Genomic DNA, 25,368 nt, shown 5'->3' with positions numbered 1-25,368 from the left:
GCTGGTGCCGGTTTCCTTATGCTTTACGATTGAGCCAGGTCATGTATTCACCCACACCCTGAGCAACGGTTTTGAATGGCTTGTCATAACCCGCTGCGCGCAGATTGGTCAGGTCCGCCTGAGTGAATGCCTGATAGCGGCCTTTCAGTTTCTCAGGGAACGGGATGTATTCGATCTGGCCTTGCTGATGGAACTTCAGCACTGCATCGGCGACTTCCTGGAAGGACTCCGCACGGCCTGTACCACAGTTGTAGATGCCAGATACACCGTTTTCCCAGCACCACAGGTTTACCGCAACAACATCGTCAACATGGATGAAATCGCGGCGGAAATCGTCGCTACCTTCAAACAGCTTTGGATTTTCACCATTGCTGATCTGAGTATTGAGGTGGAAAGCCACACTCGCCATACCGCCTTTGTGACCTTCGCGTGGGCCGTAAACGTTGAAATAGCGGAACCCACACACTGGAGAATCGGCTTCCGGCAGAATCTGACGCACGTAGTGGTCGAAGAGCATTTTCGAGTAGCCATAGACGTTCAGCGGCTGCTCGTACTGGCGCTCTTCAATGAAGTTTTCATTGCGGCCACCGTAAGTGGCCGCTGAAGAGGCGTAAAGGAAAGGAATTTCGCGTTCCAGGCAGAAATGCAGCAAGTCTTTCGAGTACTGATAGTTGTTATCCATCATGTACTTGCCATCCCACTCTGTGGTCGCCGAGCAGGCACCTTCATGGAATACCGCTTCGATTGGACCCAGATCTTCGCCGGACATGATGTAAGAGAGGAACTCTTCTTTGTCCATGTAGTCTGCGATATCCAGATCTGCGAGATTCACGAATTTGGTGCCATCTTTCAGATTATCCACCACCAGAATATCGGTAAGACCGCGATCGTTCAGCGCTTTAACAATGTTGCTGCCAATCATGCCAGCGCCACCGGTTACGATAATCATATGCTTTGCCTTTAAACAGTTGGGGTGAAACAGGAGGTTTCACGCACGAATGCCTAACATCATAACATTTCAGCCCGCGGCAGGCAGCCAGATGACTCCGTAACCGCTGCACAATTTGCATCCATCGCGTGAACTATGCTGCAAAACGAAGATTTCTCTGGCAGAAATGTCGGCACGATGCGTCCTGATCAGTAATATGTGCCAAAATTTTGCTATCTGAGGAGCAGAATCATGTCCAGTCAGTTTTATTCGCAAATCCGTCAACAGCTTGAGACAACACGTAGCGATGGATTGTTCAAACAAGAACGTACCATCACGTCGGCGCAGCAGGCTGAGATCCATGTCGCTAATAGTCCTCCGGTGATTAACTTCTGCGCCAACAATTATCTCGGTCTGGCGAATCACCCCGCACTTATTCAGGCCGCCAAAGAAGGCATGGATTCCCACGGCTTCGGCATGGCATCCGTGCGCTTTATCTGCGGCACACAAGATATCCATCAGCAGTTGGAACAAAAGCTGGCGGCCTTTCTCGGCATGGAAGATGCCATCCTATTTTCCTCTTGCTTCGATGCCAATGGCGGTCTGTTTGAAACACTGCTCAGTGCGGAAGATGCCATCATCTCTGATGCACTCAATCATGCCTCAATTATCGATGGCGTACGCCTGTGTAAAGCCCAGCGCTATCGCTATGCCAACAACGATATGTCTGAGTTACGTGCTCGGTTAGAGGAAGCGCGTGATAAAGGTGCACGCCATATTCTGATCGCCACAGACGGTGTGTTCTCGATGGATGGCGTGATTGCCAATCTGCAAGGCATTTGCGATTTGGCCGACGAATTTGACGCATTGGTGATGATTGATGATTCCCATGCGGTCGGTTTTGTCGGTGCAACTGGGCGTGGCACCCATGAATACTGCGGCGTAATGGATCGCGTAGATATCCTGACTGGCACATTAGGCAAAGCGCTAGGTGGTGCTTCCGGTGGCTATGTGGCTGCGAAAAAAGAGGTGGTTGAGTGGCTACGCCAGCGTTCACGCCCTTACCTATTTTCCAACTCCCTGGCACCTGCCATCGTCGCTGCCTCGCTGCGGGTGTTAGACCTGCTCAGTGAAGGCGATGGGTTACGCCAGCGCCTTTGGGATAACGCCCGATTCTTCCGCGAGAAGATGACCGCAGCCGGCTTTACGCTGGCGGGTGCTGACCACGCCATCATTCCGGTAATGATTGGCGATGCAAAAGTGGCTCAGCAGTTTGCCAGCCTGCTGCAAAAAGAGGGCATCTACGTCACAGGCTTCTTTTATCCGGTGGTGCCGCAAGGTCAGGCACGCATCCGCACTCAGATATCTGCAGGTCATACGCAGGCACAACTGGAACATGCCGTTGCCGCCTTCACTCGCATTGGCCGACAGTTGGGCGTGATCGCAGGAGCAGAACGATGAAAGCATTGGCCAAACTCAAAGCCGAAGAAGGTATCTGGATGGTGAAGGATGCACCGATTCCGGAACCTGGTCACAACGACCTGCTGATTAAAATTCGTAAAACCGCAATTTGCGGCACCGATGTTCACATTTACAACTGGGATGATTGGTCGCGTAAAACCATTCCCGTTCCGATGATCACTGGTCATGAATATGTCGGCGAAGTCGTCGGTATGGGCGAAGAGGTAAGAGGCTTTTCCCTTGGCGATCGTGTGTCCGGCGAAGGTCATATCACCTGCGGTCACTGCCGAAATTGCCGCGCCGGTCGCACTCACTTGTGCCGCAATACCGTAGGTGTCGGCGTCAATCGTCAGGGCTGTTTTGCTGAGTACCTGGTCATCCCTGCATTTAACGCTTTCAAGATTCCCGACAATATCTCTGACGAGCTGGCAGCGATTTTCGATCCCTTTGGCAACGCCGTGCATACCGCGCTCTCGTTTGATCTGGTCGGCGAGGATGTGCTGATCTCTGGCGCTGGCCCCATTGGTATTATGGCTGCAGCGGTGTGCAAACATGTAGGCGCACGCAATGTGGTCATCACCGATATCAATGAATATCGCCTCGGTCTGGCACGCCAGATGGGTGTGACACGCGCCGTCAATGTGGCGCAGGAAAATCTGCGCGATGTGATGGCTGAGCTGGGTATGACCGAAGGTTTCGATGTCGGGCTGGAGATGTCTGGCGCGCCTCCCGCGTTTCGCACCCTGCTGGAGGTGATGAACCATGGTGGGCGAATCGCTCTACTGGGCATTCCGCCGGGCGAGATGGCGATCGATTGGAATCTGGTGATCTTCAAAGGACTGTTCATCAAAGGCATCTATGGCCGCGAGATGTTTGAAACCTGGTACAAAATGGCAGCGTTGATTCAATCCGGCCTCGATTTAACGCCCATCATCACACATCGCTACCACATCGATGAATTCCAGCAGGGATTTGACGAGATGCGATCCGGGCGTTCAGGAAAAGTGGTATTGAGCTGGGATTGATAGCCCCGGCTTTATGGCCGAAGTATATTAAGATTGCTTTTTTTCAGAATCGGTCAGGTAACGCACTTTTCGTGTGTAATCCTGACCTTTGAAACAGAGTGGTTGAGTGGGATCCTGCAAATATTTTTGCCATTCACTCAATGGGAAACCACCATGCGCACCAATGACTTCTTGCGGGATAATGGCTGATTGACCACCTATACGTTTAGAAACCGGCCAATTCGCCCACTCACCTAAATTAACCGTTCGTATATCTAGTAAATCCAGTAGAGTTGCTAAAGGTAGTTGGTCGGTTGGTGGTTGATCATCGTTCATCAACTCCCAGGTGTCCTGAAAGAGCGCCAACCACAGGGGGCAAATACGCTTCCATGTTTTACGCGTTGCCGCCAAATATGCCCCATTTACATGGTCCACGAAATGAGGGCGAATCGAAGAATGATAATAAGCAGGAATCGACTCTTTAGCCGCGCCCTCTAATTTTGCAATCATCTTACCCTGTCGGAAACTGGAGTAAATATGGTCTTGCCGCAAATTGATGACGGGTGATTTAAGCAGATTTAAGTCTGAATCAATCATCAAGATACCTTCCCCCTTCGCTTGTAAAGGTGCCTGTAACTTAATGAGACGGCTTCGATATATTTGTTTATAGCGATAGCTTTCTTCGCGGTCAGTAACGTCAAGTTTGACAACGCGTGTTAAGGCAGGTAATAGACCAAACTCTTTTTCAGACTGATCGGTGACAATAACAATTTCATTAATTTGAGGCGCAAACTTGCTGGCGAAAGATGCGCTTAGTAAAGCCTCTTCAATATAGTCCGACCCTGTGCAAGGAATGACAACGGAAGTCACTGGAATATCGCCTTGGGTGTCCATTAGACCATAATCGATATTATGTCGGGAGCGAATGTGTTTATAGCGCTTATTTAAAAATTTAAGCATGTTTTTTTTCTCTTATTACCTGTTCCAATATGGTTTCCACACCACTGACATAGTTTTCAATAGCATAATTCTCACGAACTTTCTTTGCCGCTGCATCAACAAGTCTTTGACGTAATTCAACATCTTTCCAAAGAAGAGTAATATGTTGTGTCAGTCTATCAATATCACCATATTCGAATAAAAGCCCGGTACTATTGTGATTAACTAATTCAGTTGTACCTGTCACATTCGAACCAATTACGGCTGTATTAACAAGCATCGCTTCAAGCACTACGCGAGGAAGACCTTCACTTTTTGATGCAAGGATGAAAGTATCAAATGATGAAAGGAAGTCTAAAGCGTTGTTTTGAAATCCAGTAAAAATAATCTCTTTGCTGATGTTCTCACGAACTGCCAGTTTCTCAAGATTTTCATGTTCTGGGCCTGAGCCTACCACAATCATTCTCCAGTTGGCCTGAGGATGTGTTCTTTTGAAATGCCCCAATGCTTTAAGAATGTGGTGATTCGCTTTACGTAAAATCAATGAGCCAATAGATCCAAAAACAAACGTTTCAGGCGCTATACTGAGTTGCCGACGGAAGGCTAAGCGGTCTGGCAATGATTGATGAATGTCAATTGCATTATTAACAGTAAAGCAACGGCGTGCATCAACACCTCGTTGGCGAAGCGTGCTGTTGACGCCATTCGATACTGAAATAATGGCATCACAATACTCATTAACCATTCGCACCAATGGGCCATTAAGTATAGGATCAATACGGCAATGTTGAATAATAGCGATTCCTAATTGGCGTGCAGCGATATAACCCTCGACGTTAGTACTGGGTTGGTTGTTCATGTAAAGGGCATCATATTGACCCATTTGTAGTAGTGAATTTATTTTGTAAGCATTAGGTAAGATCCGCCATTTATAATCAATTTTCCCTATGATGGCTTTGTGTACCTTGGTACTGAAGAACAGTATAGTTCGGATGATTTCTTTACTTATTTTTGCCCAGCGAGGTTGTTTAATCTGAGGTATGAAAAATACAGGTACATTTATAGAATTGAGAATTAATTCAATCGTTTCGCCATTTCCACGTGAGTAATTGTGGTAAAAACAGCAAGTAACCTCGAATTTTTCACGATCAATACGCTTCAGTAATTCAAGCATGCTGTTCGTTCCACCACCCCATTCAAGACCATTGTCGAGTAGCAGGATTTTTCTTTTATGCGGCTTCATCCGTACTGATATCCTTTCTATGTGCGGTCATGTTTCGCATAAATTATAATGTTTGTCCAGGGATGTGAATCATTTTAATGAGACAGAACTCCTGCCTAATAATCAATACAAGCTTCCCAGCGTTTTCATTAATCGGCTATGACTGATGCTTTCAAGCACAATTTGAACAGCTCTGCTCTGCGGCACGGGTGTCAGTGGTTTACTAACCTTACACACGCCTGGAGCACGGAACTTCGGTCCCGGAGATTTATCGGTTGTCGGCGGTGTTTTGCCCTGATGCACAGGCTCATTCAGCAATTGACTCGGACGTACCAGCGTAATATCGGCTGGCAGTGATGGCAGCATCTGTTGCAGCACACGAACGGTGGTGGGATGTGGATGACCAATCGCAATGGCATAGCCATCGCGCTGTGCCAGTTTTACGGCACGGGTAAACTGTTCACGGATCGCTGCTTCATTTTGACTGTCATCAAGGAATACCCGGCGTTTCAGCACTTTAACATGCGTACCTTGTGCTGCGGGAATGGACTGACTATTACCAATCGTCATGCTATCGAGAAAGTAGTAATTGTACTGATTTAACACTTGCATCACTTTCTGCATGCCGGGCAGGCTAGAGGTCATTTTGCTGCCCATATGGTTATTCAAACCTACGGCGAAAGGCACTTTACCCGAGGCATCCCGCACAATGCGTGCGATCTCTTCGCTGCTCATCTCTGGGGTTAAGGTATCTTTTTCCAACGGTTGTTTACTGAGTGGTGCCATTGGCAAGTGAATCAACACCTCATGACCGCCCTGATGTGCTTTTGTCGCCATCTCACGAGCATGAGGTGCATTCGGCAGTACAGCGACCGAAATCGCAGCGGGCATTTGCAGCACTTTATTCTCTTCAACCGGACGATAACCGAAGTCATCAATCACAATTGAGAGTTTACCTGCCTGAGCCGATAGTGTGAAAAACAGTGCGCAGAACGCAATTGAGAGCTTTTGAGGCTGAAACAACACTTATCTTCCTAACCACGGTAGTGGATTGACGGCCTGTCCCTGACGTCGGATTTCAAAGTAGAGCGAAGGCGTCCCGCGGCCGCCACTGGTACCCACAAGGGCGATAGGCTGTCCTGCCTTCACCTGAGTACCCACGCTCACCAGCGCACTTTGGTTGTAGCCATAAAGACTCATATCGCCTTTACCATGTTCCAATACCACAACCAGACCGTAGCCTTGCAGCCAGTCGGCCATCAGTACGCGTCCATCGGCGATGGCTTTCACTTCGGTGCCTTCTGGTGCATCAATCACCAGACCTTTCCAGCGCAGCTCACCCTGCATGGATTCACCGAAGCGGTGTTCAATACGTCCATTCACCGGCCACACCGCCTGCCCACCAGGCTTACCGAGGCCACCGGTGCGTGCCATCAACTCACGTTCGCTTTGTGTGGGTTGATAGCTTGATCCCTTGGCTTTTGCCTGCGCCTGACGCTGGCGTACTTTTTCTGCCTCGCGTGCTTCACGTTCGGCACGCTCACGCGCTTCGCGTTCGGCTTTGGCAATTTTATCCTGCAGACGGCTTTCGTTTTCTCGCATCTCAACCAAATCGGCCTGATCTTTTTCCAGCGAGCTTTCCAGTACCGTCAGGGTTTTCTTACGTGCCGCACTGGCGGTTTCCAGTTTGGCCTGCTGCGACTGCTGTTGGGCTAACAGGGATTTTTGTTGTTCCTGCTTACCTTGCAATGCCTGACGCTGCTCGGCCAACTGTTGCTGAGTTTGTTTGAGATCGTCGATGTTTTTCTGGCGTGCAGCATTAAGGTAGCCGAAATAGGCAAGAATGCGTTCACTGCGCTGTGCTTCTTCACCGCCCAGCAGCAGCTGTAACCCATTGTGCTGGCCTTGTCGGAAAGCCGCATCCAATTGCTGAGCCAGCAGTTTTTCCTGCTGAGCCTGCTGTTTTTCCAGGCGAGAAATGGAGGTGGTAATTTGCGTGATTTCGCCGTCGAGCGCGGTCAAACTATTGCGCGTTTCCCGAAGCTGCCTGCTGGCCTGCGCAATCACTTTTTCCTGACTTTGCAGTTGATCGAGAAGTTTGCTGCGCTGTAATTTCTGCGCTTTAACGCTTTTCTCTTTGTCAGCAATATCCTGCTGAATGGACTTGAGCTGAGTTTTACTGTCATCCGCACTGTGCGCGTAAACGGGCAATAACAGTGCGCCCGCGCAGAGCAAGCTCAGGGAGATTTCGGACCAGCGAAATAACAACGGATGCGCTGGGCCGTTGTGACAGGTCCTTGTGTGTGTAACGGTCGCTTTTCCCTTCATAGTCGATAATTATTCCACGATGAACAGCCGCTTACCAGTTATCCCGGGCGGGTTTTGCTTTACGAAAGATGTCGGTGCCGAGCTTAGCGGCATAAACCTTGACTCAATTTTGCGATTAGAACACTTTTTTTGGAAAATGACGCACAAATCGTAACTCTGCCCGCTTCGCGACTGTACATGCTAAGTGGCGCAGGTATACTCAGAACCCTTGTTTTAGCTTATTAGCCCGGTCTGGAGTCGTTACCCCTCATGCAAGAAATTATGCAGTTTGCAAGCAATCACACCATCCTTAGTCTGGCATGGGTTGTTTTACTCGTTCTGGTGATTGTGACCACCGTTAAAGGAATGTTCTCTAAGGTAAAAACCATCAGCCGTGGTGAAGCAACCCACCTGATCAACAAAGAGGATGCGGTGGTTGTAGACGTGCGTTCGCGCGATGATTATCGCAAAGGGCACATTTCAGGTGCGGTGAATATTGCAGCGGCTGACATCAAAAAAGGGAGCTTTGCCGAACTGGAAAAGCACAAGTCCCAGCCCATAATTGTGGTATGTGCCACTGGTCAGAGCGCAAGTGAGTCAGCCGCTAAATTGAGCGCTGAAGGTTTTGAAAAAGTCTCCGTGCTGAAAGATGGCGTGAGCGGCTGGAGTGGTGAGAATCTGCCGCTGGTACGCGGTAAATAATTCCCAGAGGTAACCGCATGGCTAATGTTGAGATTTACACCAAAGTCACATGCCCTTATTGCCACCGGGCAAAAGCATTGTTGGATCAGAAAGGTGTTTCGTTCCAGGAGATTCCTATTGATGGGAACGCGGCGAAACGTGAAGAGATGATTCAGCGAAGCGGGCGTACGACAGTTCCTCAGATATTTATTGATGCGCAGCACATTGGTGGCTGTGACGATCTTTACGCGCTGGATGGGCGTCAGGGACTGGATCCCTTACTCCAGGCATAATTTTTCGGTCAGACAATTTAACTCACAGGATTTAGTAACATGTCAGAACATAGCACAAACGAAATGCAGTTCCAGATTCAACGTGTTTATACCAAAGATGTTTCTTACGAAGCGCCAAACGCGCCTCAGGTTTTCCAGAAAGAGTGGGAACCGGAAGTGAAACTGGATCTGGACACCGCTTCATCTCAGCTGGCTGATGAAGTCTATGAAGTTGTTCTGCGCGTTACCGTGACAGCAACCGTTGGTGAAGACACCGCATTCCTGTGCGAAGTTCAGCAGGCGGGTATCTTCACCATCGGCGGTATCGAAGGCACTCAGATGGCACATTGCCTCGGTGCATACTGCCCGAACATTCTGTTCCCGTATGCACGTGAATGCATCACCAGCCTCGTGTCTCGTGGTACTTTCCCGCAGCTCAATCTGGCGCCAGTTAACTTTGATGCCCTGTTCATGAACTATCTGCAGCAGCAAGGTGAAGGCGAAGCGCCACGTCAGGATGCCTGATGACTACCTTCAACGCTTCGATTAGCGTCATCGGTGCCGGCTCGTACGGCACCGCATTGGCCATTACGTTGGCTCGTAACGGCCATCCGGTTCTGCTTTGGGGCCACAATCCGCACAGTGTGGCACAGCTCCAGGCTGACCGATGTAATGCCGCTTTCCTGCCTGATGTACCTTTCCCTGACAATCTTGTTCCTGAAGCCGATTTGGCAACGGTGGTGAGTGCCAGTCGTGATCTGTTGGTGGTGGTGCCCAGCCACGTGTTTGGTGATGTTCTCACCCAACTGAAGCCGCATCTGCGTGCAGATTCCCGAATTGTCTGGGCAACCAAAGGCCTCGAAAAAGAAACTGGCCGGCTTTTGCAGGATGTTGCGCGTGAAATCCTCGGCGATCAAATTCCGCTGGCCGTGGTTTCCGGCCCAACTTTCGCGAAAGAGCTTGCAGCGGGCCTGCCTACAGCGATAGCGCTGGCTGCCACTGACGCACAGTTCGCTGAAGACCTGCAGCAAAAACTGCATTGCGGTAAAAGCTTCCGCGTGTACAACAATCCAGACTTCATCGGCGTGCAACTGGGTGGCGCGGTGAAAAACGTGATTGCGATTGGTGCCGGTATTTCTGATGGCATCGGTTTTGGTGCCAACGCACGTACCGCGTTAATCACACGTGGATTAACGGAGATGAGCCGCCTCGGTGCTGCACTGGGTGCCGATCCCACCACCTTTATGGGCATGGCGGGGCTGGGCGATTTAGTACTGACCTGTACCGATAATCAATCCCGTAATCGTCGTTTTGGCATGATGCTGGGACAAGGCGAGAGCGTGGATGAGGCACAGCGCATTATCGGACAAGTTGTAGAAGGGTATCGAAACACCAAAGAAGTCAAAGCATTGGCGGCGAGAATGGGTGTTGAAATGCCCATTACCGAGCAGATTTATCAGGTACTGTATTGCGAAAAATCGGCGCGAGAGGCAGCATTGAGTTTACTTGGCCGTGCAAGGAAGGACGAAAACAGCCAAAGCTGAAGCAGGATGCTCAGCTAAATCACCTGCAGCGCCTCTCAGGCGCTTTTTTTATCGGGAGCACAGAGCAATGTCGTCAGAAGAGTTAGAACTGGTCTGGAACAACATCAAAGCTGAAGCCAGAGCGCTGGCTGATTGTGAACCCATGCTGGCCAGCTTTTATCACGCGACTTTGCTCAAGCACGAAAATCTTGGCAGCGCACTAAGCTACATGCTGGCGAACAAACTCGCCAACCCGATCATGCCAGCTATTGCGGTACGTGAAATCGTTGAGGAAGCGTATCGCGAAGATCCAGAGATGATTGTCTCTGCAGCTTACGATATTCAAGCCGTGCGCCAGCGCGATCCTGCCGTTGATAAGTATTCAACGCCGTTGCTGTATCTGAAAGGCTTCCATGCATTACAGGCTTATCGCATCGGCCACTGGCTCTGGAAAGAGGGCCGCCGCGCGTTAGCCGTCTATTTGCAGAACGAAATCTCCGTCTCCTTTGCAGTGGATATTCACCCAGCAGCCCGTATTGGTCGCGGCATCATGCTCGATCATGCTACCGGTATCGTGATTGGTGAAACCGCCGTAGTGGAAAATGACGTGTCGATTTTGCAGTCGGTAACGCTAGGCGGTACCGGAAAAACCAGCGGCGATCGCCATCCGAAAATCCGTGAAGGTGTGATGATTGGTGCAGGTGCCAAGATTCTCGGTAACATTGAAGTTGGGCGCGGCGCGAAAATTGGTGCGGGTTCGGTGGTACTACAACCGGTGCCGCCGCATACCACGGCAGCCGGTGTGCCTGCGCGTATTGTTGGCAAACCCACCAGCGATAAACCTTCGATGGATATGGACCAACTCTTCAACGGCGCGGGCTTTGAGTACGGCGACGGAATTTAGCTCTTGATCAGCGCGCCAGCATAATCAAGCTGGCGCCACGCTTCATAAACCACCACAGATACCGCATTCGACAGATTCATACTGCGACTTTCAGCCATCATCGGGATGCGGATCTTCTGCTCTGCTGGCAGCGCGTTCAGTATCTCTGCCGGCAAACCACGGCTCTCAGGACCAAACAACAAATAATCCCCTTTCCGATAGCTCACAGCGCTATGGGCAGGTGTACCTTTGGTGGTGAGTGCAAACAGGCGCTGTGGTGTTTCAGACTCGATAAACGCAGAGTAATTGGCGTGTTTTTTGAGTGAGGTGTATTCGTGATAATCGAGCCCGGCGCGGCGCAGACGCTTGTCATCCCAGGCAAAGCCCAACGGCTCTATCAGGTGCAACTGGAAGCCTGTATTGGCACACAAGCGGATGATATTGCCAGTATTTGGCGGAATTTCAGGTTCAAATAAAACGATGTTCAGCATAAGGCCCCCGGAAACGAGGGCCGAAGCATAGCAAATTATTGACGAGCGGAGTACAGCGGCAACCAGAGCGTAAGCCGCAGCCCCCCTAATGGGCTGTCATCGGCTTTCACCCAACCGCGATGCTGTTGCACGGCCGTTTCTACAATCGCCAGTCCGAGACCGGTACCACCAGATTCACGGTCGCGTGCTTCATCCGTGCGGTAGAAGGGGCGGAAAATCTGCTCGCGATCTTCAGCGCTGACGCCTGGGCCATCGTCATCAACGTGAACGGTAATACCCTGAATATCCACCGAGAAGCTCACACTGATATGCGTGTGGGAATAACGCAGCGCATTACGTACGATGTTTTCCAGTGCGCTCTCCAGGGCATGCGGGTTGCCGTACAGTGGCCACGGACCTGGCGGATACGGCACATCCATGGTTTTACCCATCTGCTCGGCTTCGAATTTGGCATCTTCCAGTACACCGTTCCACAACTGGTTCGCCTTCATCGCTTCACTGACTAAGGCATTTTTATGCTGAGTGCGTGAGAGCACCAGCAAGTCGTTAATCATGCCATCAAGCCGCTGGGCTTCTGTTTCGATACGCTGAAGTTCTTTACCTTCACCATTGCGACGGCGCAGTAGGGCAGTAGCCAATTGCAAACGTGTCAGTGGCGTGCGTAATTCATGACTGATATCGGATAACAAACGCTGCTGTGCGGTCATCATGCGTTCCAGTGCGCTCACCATTTGGTTGAAACTTGAACCTGCTGCCAGAAACTCCTGTGGACCAGATTCCAGTTCAGGATGCTGGCGTAAGTTTCCGCTCGCCACTTCATCGGCAGCATGTTTCAGTTTACGTGCAGGACGCGCCAGGCTCCACGCCAGCCATAACAGCAGCGGCGAGCTAATCAGCATGGTCACAATCAGCAGCAATAACGGACGGTCAAACAGTAGATTGACGAAGTCCAGTTGAGAACTGGTGGCGGGGCGGATCAGGTAGAGCTGATAGTTATCTTCACCATCCTGCACGGCGAACGGGCCCACCATCTCCACACGACCATACTTTTTCTTCTGCGGATGATCGGCATTATCAGACTGGCCGATAAAGTTACGAATCACCTGCATTTCATTATGCTGCGCCCCGATCACCCGGCCTTCGCTGGTCACCAATAACAAGCGTTGGCCGGGTGGGGCCCATTTGTCGATGGCGCGAAAGAGCCTGCGCCACCACATCAGGTCGTTAGGGGGATCTTGCGATAACTCAGCTTCAACATGCTGTTCAATCATGGTGCCCTGGCGTTGCTCACTTTCCAGCAGTGCGGTCATCTGGCGTGAGTCGAGTTTGGGCACCATCAAAACCAGCATCAACACCAGCGCCAGGGTGAGCCAGAAAATGGCGAAGATGCGGGTGGTCAAACTTCCAATCATGATGCCGAAACCATCAGATAGCCGCGTCCGCGTAGCGTTTTAAACCACGGATGACCATCACGACGTTCCGGCAATTTACGACGCAGGTTTGAAATGTGCATATCAATCGCGCGGTCAAACGGCGTCAGGCGTTTACCCAGCACTTCCTGGCTGAGGTGCTCACGCGACACGACCTGACCTAAGTGCTGTGCCAGCAAATAGAGCAGCGTGAATTCCGTGCCCGTCAGATCCAGCGTTTCACTATCGAAGCTGGCTTCCTGGCGGCCTGGGTTGAGGCGCAGGCAATCCACTTCCAGCGTGGGTGAACTATTGTCATGCTGCTGTTGTTGTTCGCTCCAGTTTGAACGGCGCAAAATAGCCCGAATACGCGCCACCAGTTCACGGTCATTAAACGGTTTAGGTAGATAGTCATCCGCGCCCAGCTCAAGGCCAAGAACACGATCCAACTCACTACCGCGAGCAGTCAGCATAATGACCGGAGTTTGGTGCTGTTGTCGTAATTCTTTCAACGTATCAATACCGTTCTTCTTCGGCATCATGACGTCGAGTAATAACAAGTCAACGGTGTTATCCAGCAGGTTAAGCGCCTGCTCGCCATCGCTGGCGACAATCACCTCAAAACCTTCCATTTCAAGCAGTTCTTTAAGCAGCGAAGTTAATTCGCGGTCGTCATCAACCAACAGGATTTTATTCATTTTTTGTTGCCCTCCGCAGGCAAAATACCGTGTTCCTTGACTTGCAATCCAACGCTTTACGTAGTTTTACACCCCCTGACGGATGTTTGCAGCTATCGCCTTACACTAGCTCTCGTTGAATCGCAAAACGGAACGAACTGGGAGTAAACGATGCGCTACTTAACCGCCGTCGTCATTGCCTCAGCGATGGTTCTCAGTCACGCCAGCGCAGAAGCAGCAGACACGACGACGATTGACGAGATGCATCATAACGGCGGATTGACGACAGGCAGTATGACGCAAAATCCGCAAAGACACATGTTCGATGGCATTGAGCTGACTGAACAACAGCGGCAACAGATGCGAGACCTGATGCAGCAAGCACGACATGAGCGCCCGGTTATGAGCGTTCAGGATATTGAAACTATGCATGACCTTGTCATTGCAGACAAATTTAACGAATCGGCTATCCGACAGCAGGCAGAGAAACAAGCCCGCGCGCAGATTGAGCTGCAAGTTGAGATGGCTCGGGTTCGCAACCAGATGTATCACCTGCTAACGCCTGCACAGCAAGCGACATTGCAGAAGAATTATGAGCGGCGACTTAACGATATGCGTCAGCTCTCAGGATTGCAGCCATCATCACCGCTGCATGCAGTGAGTAGTACCAGCAGTAACCAGTAACATAGTATCCCTGTTTTCCTTGCCATAGACACCATCCCTGTCTTCCCCCGCATGATGCGGGGGTTTTTTTTATCTGCCAATCCTGTGCTGCATCATCACCTTAATATTCAATTCACGCAGCTTACGCTTGCCGATGATAAACTTGAGCCATTATGTGATTAACGGCGTTGCGCTGAGCAGACGCTTCTACGAGGCATGGCATGGATCCCTCCTACGCGAAACTCGTCAACCGCGCGGCACTGGCGGCAACGACGCTGGCGACATTACTGTTGATCGTGAAGGTTTTTGCCTGGTGGCTGACCGGCTCAGTCAGTATGTTGGCCGCCCTGGTCGATTCACTGGTGGATATCGCTGCATCGCTGACAAATTTACTGGTGGTGCGCTATTCACTCCAGCCTGCGGACGCTGATCATACCTTCGGCCACGGTAAAGCGGAGTCGCTTGCCGCGCTGGCACAAAGCATGTTTATTTCCGGCTCAGCACTGTTTTTATTTCTCACTGGTATTCAGCATCTGGCCTCACCCAATATATTACGGGCGCCGCTGGTCGGTATCGTCGTCACTGTGGTCGCCCTTTTTTCCACCCTGTTACTGGTGACTTTCCAGCGCTGGGTGGTGCGTCGGACACGCAGCCAGGCGATACGTGCGGATATGCTGCACTATCAATCTGACGTGGTGATGAATGGCGCGATCCTGGTGGCTTTGGTGTTAAGCAGCTATGGTTTTGTCCGGGCAGATGCGCTCTTTGCGCTGGGGATTGGGGTGTACATCCTCTACAACGCTTTGCGCATGGGCTATGAAGCGGTGCAATCTTTGCTGGATCGCGCATTGCCGGAAGAAGAGAAGCAGGCGATTATCGATTTGGTTAGCGATTGGCCAGGTGTGCGCGGAGCCCATGCACTGCGTACGCGTCAATCCGGGCCCACCCGTTTTATTCAGCTTCATCTGGAAATGGATGACCACCTGCCGCTGGTGCAGGCACATCAGGTAGCGGATCAGATCGAGCAAGCACTGCGGCTTAAGTTTCCCGGTTCGGATGTTATCATCCATCAGGATCCCTGCTCGGTGGTGCCGGAAAATCAGCAAGGCTTTTTCCAGTTTTAGCGTTTAAATATCATGGTGTTGCGTTATAAAAATGACGTAACGCTAACAACTCTGTAAAAAAATAGCGAAAACTTGTCTGACCTGAATCAATTCAGCATCAAGCCTTTGATATACTATCTGCAACTATTAAGCCGCACGATCGTGAGCGGGTTTACACCGGTCGGCAGGCAGGAATAATCCTTAGTTTTGAACAATCCAGAGGTTGTCATGATCAAAAAAATCGGAGTACTGACCAGCGGCGGTGACGCCCCAGGCATGAACGCAGCCATCCGCGGAGTTGTCCGTTCCGCGCTGAGTGAAGGCCTTGAAGTTTTTGGTATCTACGACGGCTATCTGGGATTGTATGAAGACCGTATGATCAACCTCGACCGTTACAGTGTGTCCGACATGATCAACCGTGGCGGTACTTTCCTCGGTTCTGCGCGCTTCCCGGATTTCCGTAATGAGGAAGTTCGTCAGGTTGCCATTGAGAACATGAAGAAGCGCGGCATTGACGCGCTGGTGGTCATCGGCGGTGACGGTTCCTACATGGGTGCCAAACGTCTGACGGAAATGGGTTTCCCGTGCATTGGTCTGCCAGGCACCATCGATAATGACGTTGCCGGTACCGATTACACCATCGGTTACTTCACGGCGCTGGAAACCGTGGTTGAAGCGATTGACCGTCTGCGCGACACCTCCTCTTCGCATCAGCGCATCTCCATCGTGGAAGTGATGGGTCGTTACTGCGGCGATCTGACTCTGGCTGCTTCCATCGCCGGTGGTTGTGAATTCATCGTACTGCCGGAAATTCCTTATACCCGTGAAGAGCTGGTCGAAGAGATCAAAGCGGGTATCGCCAAAGGTAAAAAACACGCCATTGTGGCCATTACCGAACACATCTGTGATATCGACGATTTAGCGCATTACATCGAAGCAGAAACCAAACGCGAAACACGTGCCACTGTGCTTGGGCATATTCAGCGTGGCGGTGCGCCATGTGCTTACGACCGTATCCTGGCGTCACGTATGGGGGCCTACTCCATCGAACTGCTGTTGCAGGGCTACGGCGGACGTTGTGTCGGCATTCAGAATGAGAAGATGGTGCATCACGACATCATTGACGCGATTGAAAACATGAAGCGCCCATTCAAGCGCGACTGGCTGGATACGGCGAAAAAACTCTACTAATCAAACTGAATCAGGGCGCGGCCTCCACCGTGCCCTTTTTTATCTCCACTTATATTCCCTCCAGTTATAACCACTTATTTTTAATTCTTTAATCATTGGATTGGTTTATGTCAGTCTTGTTCTATAACGACCTCGGGAGAGCAAGCAATGAACAAGTGGAGTATTGGTGTCACCCTGTTACTGGCTTCCACCAGTGTTTTGGCAAAGGATATCCAGCTGTTAAACGTTTCTTACGATCCAACGCGTGAGCTGTATGAACAGTACAACAAAGCGTTTAGCGCACACTACAAGCAGGAAACGGGCGACAATGTGGTGATCCGTCAGTCTCATGGCGGTTCAGGGAAGCAGGCAACCTCTGTGATCAACGGCATTCGTGCTGATGTCGTGACCCTGGCGCTGCAGTCTGACGTGGATGCTATTGCTGACCGTGGTCGGATCGATAAAAACTGGATTAAGCGCCTGCCAGACAACTCCGCCCCTTATACTTCAACCATCGTGTTCCTGGTACGCAAAGGCAACCCGAAGGGCATCCATGACTGGAACGATTTAATTAAACCTGGCGTATCGGTGATCACGCCAAACCCGAAAACTTCAGGTGGCGCACGCTGGAACTATCTGGCCGCGTGGGGCTGGGCGCTGGATCAAAACAACGGTGACCAGGCCAAAGCACTGGCGTATGTGAAGGCGCTGTTCAAGAACGTGGAAGTGCAGGACTCCGGTGCACGTGGCGCGACCAACACCTTCGTAGAACGTGGCATAGGCGATGTGCTGATTGCCTGGGAAAACGAAGCGTATCTGGCGGTGAACAAGCTGGGTAAAGACAAGTTCGAAATCGTTACGCCAAGCGAATCGATTCTGGCAGAACCCACTGTTTCGGTGGTCGATAAGGTGGTGGATGAGCAGGGCACGCGTAAAGTGGCCGAAGATTACCTGAAGTATCTCTACTCACCAGAAGGCCAGACCATCGCAGCGGAAAACTTCTATCGTCCGCGCGATCCTGAAGTCGCGAAAAAGTTTGCCAGTACCTTTGCACCGGTGAAACTGTTCACTATCGACAGCAAGTTCGGTGGCTGGACGCAAGCGCAGAAAGCGCACTTCGCCGATGGTGGCAGTTACGATCAGGTCATGAAACCGTAATCGTCATCGCATCAAACAGAAACGGTCAGCCTGATGCTGGCCGTTTTGCATTGTAGAGCAGTAAAAGTCCGTGACATTGCCCAGACGGCAGGCGAGGATGCTGGCAGGTGATGAACAGAGGAATTAGGCCATGCAGGGAAGTCGTCGCACCCTGAAGTTGCTAACCGTTTTACTGCTGGTGCTGATTGTCGGACTGATCGTCAGCGCCTTCCATTTCCAGAAAAACTCTAATGCCCTCTGGCAGATCATCAATGAGAAGTGCGTGCCCAATCTGGCGAAGAGTGGCAATCCCGCCCCTTGCCAGCAAGTGAATACGGCACAGGGTTATGTCACGTTGAAAGATCTCAACGGGCCTTTACAGTATTTGCTGATGCCGATTGAGAAAATCACTGGCATGGAAAGCCCGATCATTCTCGAACCCGCTACGCCAAATCTTTTTGCCGCTGCCTGGCTGCAGCGTAGTCTGCTGGCAAAGAAACGCGGTGCGCCGATTGCTGACAGCGCGCTGTCTCTGGCCATCAACGCGCAATATGGCCGTACGCAGAATCAACTGCACATCCACATCTCTTGTCTGCGACCTGATGTGCGCCAACGGCTTGATGCGTTAAGCCCGAAGCTCAACGAACAGTGGCAGTCAGCTACGCTACGTAAACATCGCTATTTGATTCGTGCGCTGTCGACGGCTGAACTGGCCCAGCAAAGTGCCTTTATCCGTCTGGCGACTGAAGTGCCTAATGCGCGGAGCGAGATGGGAAAATATGGGATGGCGCTAACGGCATTGCCGGATGGGCGTTTAGCCCTGCTGGCGCTGGAACGTAACTGGTTAATGCTTAACAGCGGTTCTGCAGAAGAGTTGCAGGACCATCAATGCCAGATTTTGAACCATTAATCATGGCTTCCAATCTCAAGCTTCACGGAAACCGGTTATCACGTTGGGTGGGTTTGAAATACTGTCTCATCACATACCCTTTAAATCTCTGGTAATAAAAAAGGCGGCTTATCAGCCGCCTTATTACACGCCGAAAACTTAGGCGTTTTTCGCTGCTGCAGCTGCTTTCACGATCACTGCGAACGCATCGGCTTTCAGTGAAGCACCACCAACCAGCGCGCCATCGATGTCTGGCTGAGTGAACAGTTCTGCGGCATTTTTGTCGTTAACAGAACCGCCGTACTGAATGATCACTTGCTGAGCAATCGCCGCATCTTTCTTCGCGATATGGTCACGAATGAATTTGTGCACGGCCTGGGCCTGCGCAGGGGTAGCGGATTTGCCGGTACCAATCGCCCAAACTGGCTCGTAGGCAATAACCACGCCTTCGAACGCAGCCGCACCCTGAGTTTCCAGCACGGCGTCAATCTGGCGTGCACACACTTCTTCCGTTTTGCCCGCTTCGTTCTCTGCTTCGGTTTCACCGATGCACAGGACTGGCACCAGACCGGCTGCTTTCAGCACAGCAAATTTCTTCGCGATGAACTCGTCGCTTTCTTTGTGGTAAGTACGACGCTCAGAGTGACCGATGATGATGTATTTCGCGCCGACATCTTTTAGCATTTCTGCGGAGGTTTCACCGGTGAATGCGCCAGACAGGTTAACGTCAACGTTCTGTGCACCCAGTGCAATGTGGCTGCCGGAGATGGCGTGTTTTGCCAGGTCAAGATAGAGAGTGGGTGGAGCAATTGCTACGCCACAACCTTCAACACCAGACAGCTCTTTGCGCAGACCTTCAATCAGCTCGCCTGCCATGTGCTTGCTGCCATTCAGTTTCCAGTTACCCATAACCAGTGGATGTCGCATTCTTTCCTCCGCATAACGCGATTCATGAAATAGCGCTGCCATCGGGCAGCGATGTCTGCCAGACAGTATAGAGATCAAACGTGTCGCTGGCTTTGCTTTTCGTCATTTTTGCCGCGGTGATCAAGGGGTCGCGAGCGCGAGTTTTATCGGCTCAACCGCGAAGGTTAATCCCTTGTCACCGTTATCCGCGACCACAAAACGCAATGCACCCTCAGTACTGGCAAAATAGCGCGCGCCTTTGCCTGCGCTGAGCAGTGCATCAAGCTTTTTCCGTCCATCTGCAAGCGATAAGCCAGGGACAAAAAATCGCAATAATGCCGTCATGTAATCCATCGCACGTGCCTGCGCGGTTTTCATATCCGGGCCGGGAACCGGTAGCCAGGTAATTTGCAGCGTTTTGATTTTTCCGGTGCCCTGTTCCAGCGCAGTAGAAGCATAGAGTGTTTCATTGATCTTGCTGGCGGCGCGTGTCAGGTTGCTTTTATCGTCTCGATTATCAATCGCACGATATTCCTGCAACGGCAGATCTGGATTCGTTGCGTTGTACTTCTCGCGAAACTGCGCGATGGTCATATCGAAGGTGGGGGCACCTGCCAATAGATAAGGGGCGGCAGGCAGGTGATCGCTTCGATCCTGCGGTGTCGCATCCTCCGCCCAGGCGGGAAATGTCAGCGCGACGCTTAGCAGCAACGCGACTGGCAGATTCTTCATTGCTTCGGCCCTAAATCATTCACTTAGCCCACGATTAGAACGGTTTTTACCGACCAAAGTCAAAACCCACACTGGGAAAAGTCTGACAATCTTCACACCGCACGTATTACCAGTAATGCTCGCTGGTCATATGGCCGGGTTTGCGTTTGAAATGTTTGCGCATCTCACGCGTATCTTTCAGCAATTGCTGGGTGTCGCGCACCATTTGCGGGTTGCCACACAGCATCACGTGGCTGGTGTCAGCGGTCATCGGCAAACCTACCGCACGTTCTAGTTCACCGCTCTCTATCAGCTGCGGCACACGACCGTGCAGTGAACCGGCGATCTCTTCTCGACTCACCACCGTCTGAATGTGTAATTTGCCCGGATAACGCTGTTGCAGCAGTTGCATCAACGGCAAGAAGCTCAGGTCATCGGCGAAACGTGCCGCATGCACCAGCACAATGTTGTCAAACCGTTCCAGATCTTCGCCTTGCTGCAGAATCGATAAATAGGGGCCGATTGCTGTACCGGTCGCCAGCATCCATAGTGTGCTGCAATCGGGAATTTCATCGAGTACAAAGAAACCGGCGGCTTCTTTGGTCACCATCACTTGATCGCCAGGTTGCAATGCCTGCAAACGTGGACTGAGTTTACCCTCAGGCACTGTGACCAGATAGAATTCCAGTAAGGGATCGTGCGGCGCATTCACATACGAGTAGGCGCGTTGCACACGTTCACCATCAATTTCCAGCGCCAGCTTGGCAAACTGCCCGGCGGTAAAGGTATCAATTGGCGCGGTAACGCGCAGGCTGAACAGTGCATCGGTCCAGTTTTTTACTTCTTGTACTTCCGCATTGATCCACTCTGCCATGATCGCTCCTTATTATTGATTATTCAGGCGTGTCACTATCATCGTCAGCCCTGTCGCAGATTTCCAGCCCGGCGGAGAGCAAAGGGCTCTCAGCGACAAATGATGCGCACTCCACATCAACTGTAGCGGTCGGGTTACGACCCGGTACGTAATCTTGACACCACGGCGCCCGTCGCTTTGCGCTCACCTCTCGATTTATCACGCAATCCTGATATTTTTGCCGCCATTAATCGCCAGCAGCCTTTTTTAGTGCTGCTTTTATTTTGTTTCTCAGGCAGACATTTTGTTCCATGTTGATGAATAAAACACAAAACCGCTTCCTGTTATTCATGCTGATCGTGCTGGTGGCGGTCGGACAGATGGCGCAAACCATCTATGTGCCGGCGATGGCGAACATGGCTGAAGCCCTGAACGTGCGCAGTGGCAGCATGCAGCAGGTCATGGCCGCATATCTGATGATCTATGGTGGATCGCAACTGATCTACGGTCCGCTGTCAGACAGCTTTGGCCGTCGTCCGGTGATCCTTATCGGTATGACGATCTTTGCCGTGGGAGCATTGATCGCCATGTTTGCGCCATCACTGCAGATTTTGGTGCTGGGCAGTGCGGTGCAGGGTTTGGGTACTGGCGTCGCGGGGGTGATGGCTCGCACCATGCCGCGCGATCTCTATTCCGGTATCGCACTGCGCCAGGCCAATAGCCTGCTGAATATGGGTATTCTGGTGAGCCCGCTGCTGGCTCCGGTCATTGGTGCGCTGCTGACGCATCTGTTTGGCTGGCACGCTTGTTTTGCGTTCCTGCTGTTGCTGTGTGTCGGTGTCACCGCTTCCATGGCGCGCTGGCTACCCGAAACGCGCCCGGTGGATACCCCTGCCACACCGTTTCTGCGTCGTTATGCCACCTTGCTTAGCGACGGGAATTTTATCCGCTATCTGATGTTGTTGGTCGGCGCGCTGGCAGGCATTGCGGTATTTGAGGCTAGCTGTGGCGTGTTGATGGGAGGCGTGCTCGGTCTGGATGGTATCACCGTCAGCATCTTGTTTATTCTGCCCATCCCGGCCGCTTTTTTCGGTGCGTGGTTTGCCGGACGCGAGCAGAAATCCTGGCATACGCTGATGTGGTATGGCGTAAACAGTTGCTTGCTGGCGGGTCTGCTGATGTGGATGCCGGCATGGTTCGGCATCATGAATATCTGGACACTGCTGGTGCCTGCCGCACTGTTCTTCTTTGGTGCCGGGATGCTGTTCCCATTGGCGACATCCGGTGCGATGGAGCCGTATGCATGGTTAGCAGGGAGTGCGGGCGCGCTGATTGGTGGCATACAGAATCTTGGCTCTGGCGTGATTGCCTGGCTGTCGGCGCTGCTGCCGCAGCACGATCAGTCGAGCCTCGGGATGCTGATGTTTGTCACATCGCTGGTGATGCTGCTTTGCTGGTGGCCGCTCTCACGTCATCCGGAAAGCGGCAAACAGGCGATTACAGGATAAACTGATGCAGCGCCGCGTCTTTGCGATCCAGATAGTGGATCGACTGGATGCGGCGGATGGTGCGTGATTTACCGCGCACCAGCAGGGTTTCGCTGGTAGCGATGTTGCCTTTACGTGTAATGCCTTTCAGCAGGTCACCGGTGGTGATACCGGTGGCGGCAAAAATCACATTATCGTTACGCGCCATCTCTTCCAGCTTCAGCACTTCTCCGGCTTTAATGCCCATTTCAGCACAGCGTTGCAGCTCCTGCTCGCCCAAACGACGGTTCTCTTCACTGTCGCCTTTGACGTGGTGACGTGCCAATAGGCGCGCCTGCATGTCGCCATCCATTGCACGGATCACTGCCGCTGACACCACACCTTCTGGCGCACCGCCGATACCGTAAAGTACATCCACTTCGCTGTCAGGCATACAGGTCAAAATCGAGGCCGCAACATCACCATCCGGGAAGGCAAACACACGCACGCCGAGCTGCTGGAGCTGCGCGATCACCGCGTCATGGCGCGGCTTGGCCAGAATCGACACGGTCAGCTGACTGAGGGGTTTATCCAGAGCGATGGCGATGTTCTTCAGATTGGCGTCGAGCGGCAGGTTGAGATCGATTGCCCCGCGCGCGCCGGGCCCGACAATCAGTTTTTCCATGTACATATCAGGTGCGTGCAGGAAGCTGCCTTTATCGCCCACGGCTAATACTGCCAGTGCGTTGGCCTGGCCCATCGCCGTCATGCGTGTGCCTTCGATAGGATCGACAGCGATATCCACCGCATCCCCACGGCCGGTACCGACTTTTTCACCGATATAGAGCATCGGCGCTTCGTCGATCTCGCCTTCGCCAATTACAATCTGACCGTCGATATCAATGGTATTGAGCATAATGCGCATAGCGTGGACGGCTGCACCGTCGGCCGCATTTTTATCGCCGCGTCCTAACCAGTGATAGCCCGCTAATGCAGCGGCTTCGGTCACACGGGAAAATTCAATCGCGAGTTCTCGTTTCATGGTTGCACCTGATAAAAAACAGGCAGGCAGTGTAACACGGAGGGGATAGCAGGGCGGGGAGAAAAACCCGCGGCAGGGTGCCGCGGGTCAGAGGTATTACTCAGCGTCTTCCCACGCTTGCGCACGCGCCACGGCTTTCTTCCAGCCTGCATAGCGCACGTTGCGTTCGGTGGTTTCGATGCTTGGGCGGAACTCACGCTCAACGACCGCTTTCGCACGTACTTCTTCCAGATCACTCCAGAAGCCCACCGCCAGGCCAGCAAGGTAAGCTGCACCCAACGCGGTCACTTCACGCACTTCAGGACGCTCAACGCGCGTACCGAGAATGTCTGACTGGAACTGCATCAGGAAGTTGTTGGCGACCGCACCGCCGTCCACGCGCAGAGATTGCAGACGGGTGCCCGCATCATTCTGCATCGCTTCCAGAACGTCACGTGTCTGATAAGCAATCGATTCCAGCGTTGCGCGAATGATGTGATTCGCGTTGGCACCACGGGTCAGGCCGAAGATGGCGCCACGGGCATACGGATCCCAGTATGGCGCACCCAGACCGGTAAACGCAGGCACCATGTAGACGCCGTTGGTGTCCTTCACTTTCAGCGCGAAGTATTCAGAGTCAGTTGAATCGCTGATCAGCTTCATCTCATCACGCAGCCACTGAATGGACGCACCGCCGATGAACACCGCACCTTCCAGTGCGTAGTTCACTTCGCCACGCGGGCCGCAAGCAATGGTGGTCAGCAGGCCGTGCGTTGAAGTCACCGCTTCGGTGCCGGTGTTCATCAACATGAAGCAGCCGGTACCGTAGGTGTTTTTCGCCATACCCGGTTGTACGCACAGTTGGCCGTACAGGGCTGCCTGTTGGTCACCCGCGATACCCGCGATTGGAATACGCGTACCGCCTTTACCACCAATGTTGGTCTGGCCGTAGATTTCAGAAGAGCCTTTCACTTCCGGCAGCATTTCGCGCGGAATATCGAGGATCTCCAGCATACGCTGATCCCACTCCAGCTTGTGGATGTTGTACATCATGGTACGAGAGGCGTTGGTGTGGTCGGTGATGTGCACACGCCCCTGGGTCATTTTCCACACCAGCCAGGTATCAACGGTACCGAACAGCAGCTCGCCACGTTTTGCACGCTCGCGCGCACCTTCAACGTTGTCGAGGATCCACTTCACTTTGGTGCCTGAGAAGTAAGGGTTAATCACCAGACCAGTGGTGTGCTGGATGTACTCTTCCAGACCCTCTTTCTTCAGCTTGTTACAGTAGTCCGCTGTACGTGGATCCTGCCAGACGATGGCGTTATAGATCGGCTTACCGGTCTCTTTATCCCACACGATGGCGGTTTCACGCTGGTTGGTGATACCAATCGCGGCAATCTCATCAGAACGGATGTCGGCATGGGCCAGCACTTCGACCAGCGTGGAGCTTTGTGACGCCCAAATATCCATTGGGTCGTGTTCTACCCATCCCGCTTTCGGGTAGATTTGGGTAAATTCGCGCTGCGAGACGGCGACGATGTTCGCGTCATGATCAAGTACCACGGCACGCGAGCTGGTCGTGCCCTGATCGAGCGCGAGAATGTATTTTTTATCAGTCGTAGTCATTTTATTTTCCTGATGATTAACGA

The 25,368-nt window shown here is 52.1% G+C and carries 26 protein-coding genes; 13 read left to right on the top strand and 13 right to left on the bottom strand.

What is annotated here, in order from left to right:
* Positions 1 to 16: 16 nt before the first annotated feature.
* The gene (gene rfaD, locus VH86_RS17315) at positions 17 to 949 is read right to left on the bottom strand and encodes an ADP-glyceromanno-heptose 6-epimerase (protein WP_045815712.1); all 933 of its coding nucleotides are present in this window, start codon (positions 947 to 949) and stop codon (positions 17 to 19) included.
* Between the two features lie 231 nt (positions 950 to 1,180).
* Here rfaD and VH86_RS17310 point away from each other — a divergent pair, with 231 nt between their 5' ends.
* Together VH86_RS17310 and tdh are read left to right on the top strand one after the other, a co-directional pair.
* Positions 1,181 to 2,389, top strand: coding sequence for a glycine C-acetyltransferase (locus tag VH86_RS17310; protein WP_045833635.1), 1,209 nt, complete (start codon positions 1,181 to 1,183; stop codon positions 2,387 to 2,389).
* Positions 2,386 to 3,414, top strand: coding sequence for an L-threonine 3-dehydrogenase (tdh, locus tag VH86_RS17305; RefSeq protein ID WP_045833634.1), 1,029 nt, complete (start codon positions 2,386 to 2,388; stop codon positions 3,412 to 3,414). Before VH86_RS17310 ends, tdh begins: the two co-directional genes overlap by 4 nt.
* Before the next feature lie 27 nt (positions 3,415 to 3,441).
* Here tdh and VH86_RS17300 read toward each other — a convergent pair whose 3' ends face one another.
* The 4 genes from VH86_RS17300 to envC form a co-directional block, all read right to left on the bottom strand.
* Entirely contained in the window at positions 3,442 to 4,353 is a 912-nt protein-coding gene (locus VH86_RS17300; protein ID WP_045833633.1) for a hypothetical protein, read from the bottom strand.
* Positions 4,346 to 5,575: a glycosyltransferase gene (locus VH86_RS17295; RefSeq protein WP_045833632.1), complete on the bottom strand. Its 1,230-nt coding sequence runs from the start codon at positions 5,573 to 5,575 to the stop codon at positions 4,346 to 4,348. The genes VH86_RS17300 and VH86_RS17295 overlap by 8 nt, the downstream gene beginning before the upstream one ends.
* A gap of 102 nt (positions 5,576 to 5,677) precedes the next feature.
* Positions 5,678 to 6,577 (bottom strand): divergent polysaccharide deacetylase family protein, encoded by a 900-nt coding sequence (locus VH86_RS17290; protein WP_045833665.1) that lies wholly within the window; start codon positions 6,575 to 6,577, stop codon positions 5,678 to 5,680.
* A 3-nt stretch (positions 6,578 to 6,580) separates the two neighbouring features.
* Entirely contained in the window at positions 6,581 to 7,882 is a 1,302-nt protein-coding gene (gene envC / locus VH86_RS17285; RefSeq protein ID WP_045815707.1) for a murein hydrolase activator EnvC, read from the bottom strand.
* 249 nt (positions 7,883 to 8,131) lie between these two features.
* Between envC and VH86_RS17280 the strand changes: the two genes are divergently transcribed.
* The 5 genes from VH86_RS17280 (at position 8,132) to cysE (ending at position 11,241) form a co-directional block, all read left to right on the top strand.
* Positions 8,132 to 8,563 (top strand): rhodanese-like domain-containing protein, encoded by a 432-nt coding sequence (locus tag VH86_RS17280; protein ID WP_045833631.1) that lies wholly within the window; start codon positions 8,132 to 8,134, stop codon positions 8,561 to 8,563.
* A gap of 17 nt (positions 8,564 to 8,580) precedes the next feature.
* Positions 8,581 to 8,835, top strand: coding sequence for a glutaredoxin 3 (grxC, locus tag VH86_RS17275; protein ID WP_007885328.1), 255 nt, complete (start codon positions 8,581 to 8,583; stop codon positions 8,833 to 8,835).
* Positions 8,836 to 8,874: 39 nt separating this feature from the next.
* Positions 8,875 to 9,339 carry a protein-export chaperone SecB gene (gene secB, locus VH86_RS17270; RefSeq protein WP_034823785.1) on the top strand — a complete coding sequence of 155 codons (465 nt, stop codon included), beginning with the start codon at positions 8,875 to 8,877 and terminating at the stop codon, positions 9,337 to 9,339.
* Complete coding sequence (gene gpsA, locus VH86_RS17265) at positions 9,339 to 10,358, top strand: NAD(P)H-dependent glycerol-3-phosphate dehydrogenase (protein WP_045833630.1); 1,020 nt, start codon at positions 9,339 to 9,341, stop codon at positions 10,356 to 10,358. The genes secB and gpsA overlap by 1 nt, the downstream gene beginning before the upstream one ends.
* 67 nt (positions 10,359 to 10,425) lie before the next feature.
* Positions 10,426 to 11,241, top strand: a complete 816-nt coding sequence (gene cysE, locus VH86_RS17260) for a serine O-acetyltransferase (protein WP_034823780.1) — start codon at positions 10,426 to 10,428, stop codon at positions 11,239 to 11,241.
* On the opposite strand, the gene trmL is transcribed toward cysE, so the two are convergent.
* The 3 genes from trmL to cpxR are packed head-to-tail and all read right to left on the bottom strand — an operon-like array spanning position 11,238 to position 13,818.
* A complete protein-coding gene (gene trmL / locus VH86_RS17255; RefSeq protein WP_038644069.1) occupies positions 11,238 to 11,711 on the bottom strand; it encodes a tRNA (uridine(34)/cytosine(34)/5-carboxymethylaminomethyluridine(34)-2'-O)-methyltransferase TrmL in 474 nt (157 codons plus the stop codon). The two genes, cysE and trmL, sit on opposite strands and share 4 nt — an antisense overlap.
* Before the next feature lie 35 nt (positions 11,712 to 11,746).
* Positions 11,747 to 13,123 carry an envelope stress sensor histidine kinase CpxA gene (cpxA, locus tag VH86_RS17250; protein WP_034823776.1) on the bottom strand — a complete coding sequence of 459 codons (1,377 nt, stop codon included), beginning with the start codon at positions 13,121 to 13,123 and terminating at the stop codon, positions 11,747 to 11,749.
* Positions 13,120 to 13,818 carry an envelope stress response regulator transcription factor CpxR gene (gene cpxR, locus VH86_RS17245; RefSeq protein ID WP_007885339.1) on the bottom strand — a complete coding sequence of 233 codons (699 nt, stop codon included), beginning with the start codon at positions 13,816 to 13,818 and terminating at the stop codon, positions 13,120 to 13,122. Before cpxR ends, cpxA begins: the two co-directional genes overlap by 4 nt.
* A 150-nt stretch (positions 13,819 to 13,968) precedes the next feature.
* Between cpxR and cpxP the strand changes: the two genes are divergently transcribed.
* The 5 genes from cpxP (at position 13,969) to VH86_RS17220 (ending at position 18,780) form a co-directional block, all read left to right on the top strand.
* Complete coding sequence (gene cpxP / locus VH86_RS17240) at positions 13,969 to 14,481, top strand: cell-envelope stress modulator CpxP (RefSeq protein WP_045833629.1); 513 nt, start codon at positions 13,969 to 13,971, stop codon at positions 14,479 to 14,481.
* 200 nt (positions 14,482 to 14,681) lie between these two features.
* Positions 14,682 to 15,584, top strand: coding sequence for a CDF family cation-efflux transporter FieF (fieF, locus tag VH86_RS17235; RefSeq protein WP_045815705.1), 903 nt, complete (start codon positions 14,682 to 14,684; stop codon positions 15,582 to 15,584).
* 207 nt (positions 15,585 to 15,791) lie between these two features.
* On the top strand, positions 15,792 to 16,754 hold the full coding sequence (gene pfkA / locus VH86_RS17230; RefSeq protein ID WP_034823768.1) for a 6-phosphofructokinase: 963 nt from the start codon (positions 15,792 to 15,794) through the stop codon (positions 16,752 to 16,754).
* Positions 16,755 to 16,901: 147 nt separating this feature from the next.
* Complete coding sequence (locus tag VH86_RS17225) at positions 16,902 to 17,891, top strand: sulfate ABC transporter substrate-binding protein (protein ID WP_034823765.1); 990 nt, start codon at positions 16,902 to 16,904, stop codon at positions 17,889 to 17,891.
* Positions 17,892 to 18,021: 130 nt separating this feature from the next.
* Entirely contained in the window at positions 18,022 to 18,780 is a 759-nt protein-coding gene (locus VH86_RS17220) for a CDP-diacylglycerol diphosphatase (protein ID WP_038644075.1), read from the top strand.
* A gap of 138 nt (positions 18,781 to 18,918) precedes the next feature.
* Here VH86_RS17220 and tpiA read toward each other — a convergent pair whose 3' ends face one another.
* The 3 genes from tpiA to fpr all read right to left on the bottom strand — a co-directional run bounded on the left by tpiA (position 18,919) and on the right by fpr (position 21,250).
* Positions 18,919 to 19,686 (bottom strand): triose-phosphate isomerase, encoded by a 768-nt coding sequence (gene tpiA / locus VH86_RS17215; protein ID WP_038644077.1) that lies wholly within the window; start codon positions 19,684 to 19,686, stop codon positions 18,919 to 18,921.
* Positions 19,687 to 19,806: 120 nt separating this feature from the next.
* A complete protein-coding gene (locus VH86_RS17210) occupies positions 19,807 to 20,397 on the bottom strand; it encodes a YiiQ family protein (RefSeq protein WP_045833628.1) in 591 nt (196 codons plus the stop codon).
* A 106-nt stretch (positions 20,398 to 20,503) separates the two neighbouring features.
* Positions 20,504 to 21,250: a ferredoxin--NADP(+) reductase gene (fpr, locus tag VH86_RS17205; protein WP_045833627.1), complete on the bottom strand. Its 747-nt coding sequence runs from the start codon at positions 21,248 to 21,250 to the stop codon at positions 20,504 to 20,506.
* 290 nt (positions 21,251 to 21,540) lie between these two features.
* Between fpr and emrD the strand changes: the two genes are divergently transcribed.
* Entirely contained in the window at positions 21,541 to 22,737 is a 1,197-nt protein-coding gene (emrD, locus tag VH86_RS17200; protein WP_045833626.1) for a multidrug efflux MFS transporter EmrD, read from the top strand.
* Here the strand turns inward: emrD and glpX are convergent.
* Both glpX and glpK read right to left on the bottom strand, forming a co-directional pair.
* Complete coding sequence (glpX, locus tag VH86_RS17195; protein ID WP_045833625.1) at positions 22,727 to 23,737, bottom strand: class II fructose-bisphosphatase; 1,011 nt, start codon at positions 23,735 to 23,737, stop codon at positions 22,727 to 22,729. The two genes, emrD and glpX, sit on opposite strands and share 11 nt — an antisense overlap.
* 96 nt (positions 23,738 to 23,833) lie before the next feature.
* Positions 23,834 to 25,345 (bottom strand): glycerol kinase GlpK, encoded by a 1,512-nt coding sequence (glpK, locus tag VH86_RS17190; protein ID WP_045833624.1) that lies wholly within the window; start codon positions 25,343 to 25,345, stop codon positions 23,834 to 23,836.
* Positions 25,346 to 25,368 lie beyond the last annotated feature (23 nt).

The organism is Pantoea sp. BL1 (assembly GCF_000963985.1).
Taxonomy (GTDB): domain Bacteria; phylum Pseudomonadota; class Gammaproteobacteria; order Enterobacterales; family Enterobacteriaceae; genus Pantoea; species Pantoea rwandensis_B.
The sequence above is the reverse complement of the archived record's forward strand: the minus strand, read 5'-3'. Positions and strand labels throughout refer to the sequence as shown.

Bases quoted from the DNA above. Each gene is read 5' to 3' on its own strand.
- rfaD (WP_045815712.1), bottom strand. From the start codon at position 949: ATGATTATCGTAACCGGTGGCGCTGGCATGATTGGCAGCAACATTGTT.
- VH86_RS17310 (WP_045833635.1), top strand. From the start codon at position 1,181: ATGTCCAGTCAGTTTTATTCGCAAATCCGTCAACAGCTTGAGACAACA.
- tdh (WP_045833634.1), top strand. From the start codon at position 2,386: ATGAAAGCATTGGCCAAACTCAAAGCCGAAGAAGGTATCTGGATGGTG.
- VH86_RS17300 (WP_045833633.1), bottom strand. From the start codon at position 4,353: ATGCTTAAATTTTTAAATAAGCGCTATAAACACATTCGCTCCCGACAT.
- VH86_RS17295 (WP_045833632.1), bottom strand. From the start codon at position 5,575: ATGAAGCCGCATAAAAGAAAAATCCTGCTACTCGACAATGGTCTTGAA.
- envC (WP_045815707.1), bottom strand. From the start codon at position 7,882: ATGAAGGGAAAAGCGACCGTTACACACACAAGGACCTGTCACAACGGC.
- VH86_RS17280 (WP_045833631.1), top strand. From the start codon at position 8,132: ATGCAAGAAATTATGCAGTTTGCAAGCAATCACACCATCCTTAGTCTG.
- grxC (WP_007885328.1), top strand. From the start codon at position 8,581: ATGGCTAATGTTGAGATTTACACCAAAGTCACATGCCCTTATTGCCAC.
- secB (WP_034823785.1), top strand. From the start codon at position 8,875: ATGTCAGAACATAGCACAAACGAAATGCAGTTCCAGATTCAACGTGTT.
- gpsA (WP_045833630.1), top strand. From the start codon at position 9,339: ATGACTACCTTCAACGCTTCGATTAGCGTCATCGGTGCCGGCTCGTAC.
- cysE (WP_034823780.1), top strand. From the start codon at position 10,426: ATGTCGTCAGAAGAGTTAGAACTGGTCTGGAACAACATCAAAGCTGAA.
- trmL (WP_038644069.1), bottom strand. From the start codon at position 11,711: ATGCTGAACATCGTTTTATTTGAACCTGAAATTCCGCCAAATACTGGC.
- cpxA (WP_034823776.1), bottom strand. From the start codon at position 13,123: ATGATTGGAAGTTTGACCACCCGCATCTTCGCCATTTTCTGGCTCACC.
- cpxR (WP_007885339.1), bottom strand. From the start codon at position 13,818: ATGAATAAAATCCTGTTGGTTGATGACGACCGCGAATTAACTTCGCTG.
- cpxP (WP_045833629.1), top strand. From the start codon at position 13,969: ATGCGCTACTTAACCGCCGTCGTCATTGCCTCAGCGATGGTTCTCAGT.
- fieF (WP_045815705.1), top strand. From the start codon at position 14,682: ATGGATCCCTCCTACGCGAAACTCGTCAACCGCGCGGCACTGGCGGCA.
- pfkA (WP_034823768.1), top strand. From the start codon at position 15,792: ATGATCAAAAAAATCGGAGTACTGACCAGCGGCGGTGACGCCCCAGGC.
- VH86_RS17225 (WP_034823765.1), top strand. From the start codon at position 16,902: ATGAACAAGTGGAGTATTGGTGTCACCCTGTTACTGGCTTCCACCAGT.
- VH86_RS17220 (WP_038644075.1), top strand. From the start codon at position 18,022: ATGCAGGGAAGTCGTCGCACCCTGAAGTTGCTAACCGTTTTACTGCTG.
- tpiA (WP_038644077.1), bottom strand. From the start codon at position 19,686: ATGCGACATCCACTGGTTATGGGTAACTGGAAACTGAATGGCAGCAAG.
- VH86_RS17210 (WP_045833628.1), bottom strand. From the start codon at position 20,397: ATGAAGAATCTGCCAGTCGCGTTGCTGCTAAGCGTCGCGCTGACATTT.
- fpr (WP_045833627.1), bottom strand. From the start codon at position 21,250: ATGGCAGAGTGGATCAATGCGGAAGTACAAGAAGTAAAAAACTGGACC.
- emrD (WP_045833626.1), top strand. From the start codon at position 21,541: ATGTTGATGAATAAAACACAAAACCGCTTCCTGTTATTCATGCTGATC.
- glpX (WP_045833625.1), bottom strand. From the start codon at position 23,737: ATGAAACGAGAACTCGCGATTGAATTTTCCCGTGTGACCGAAGCCGCT.
- glpK (WP_045833624.1), bottom strand. From the start codon at position 25,345: ATGACTACGACTGATAAAAAATACATTCTCGCGCTCGATCAGGGCACG.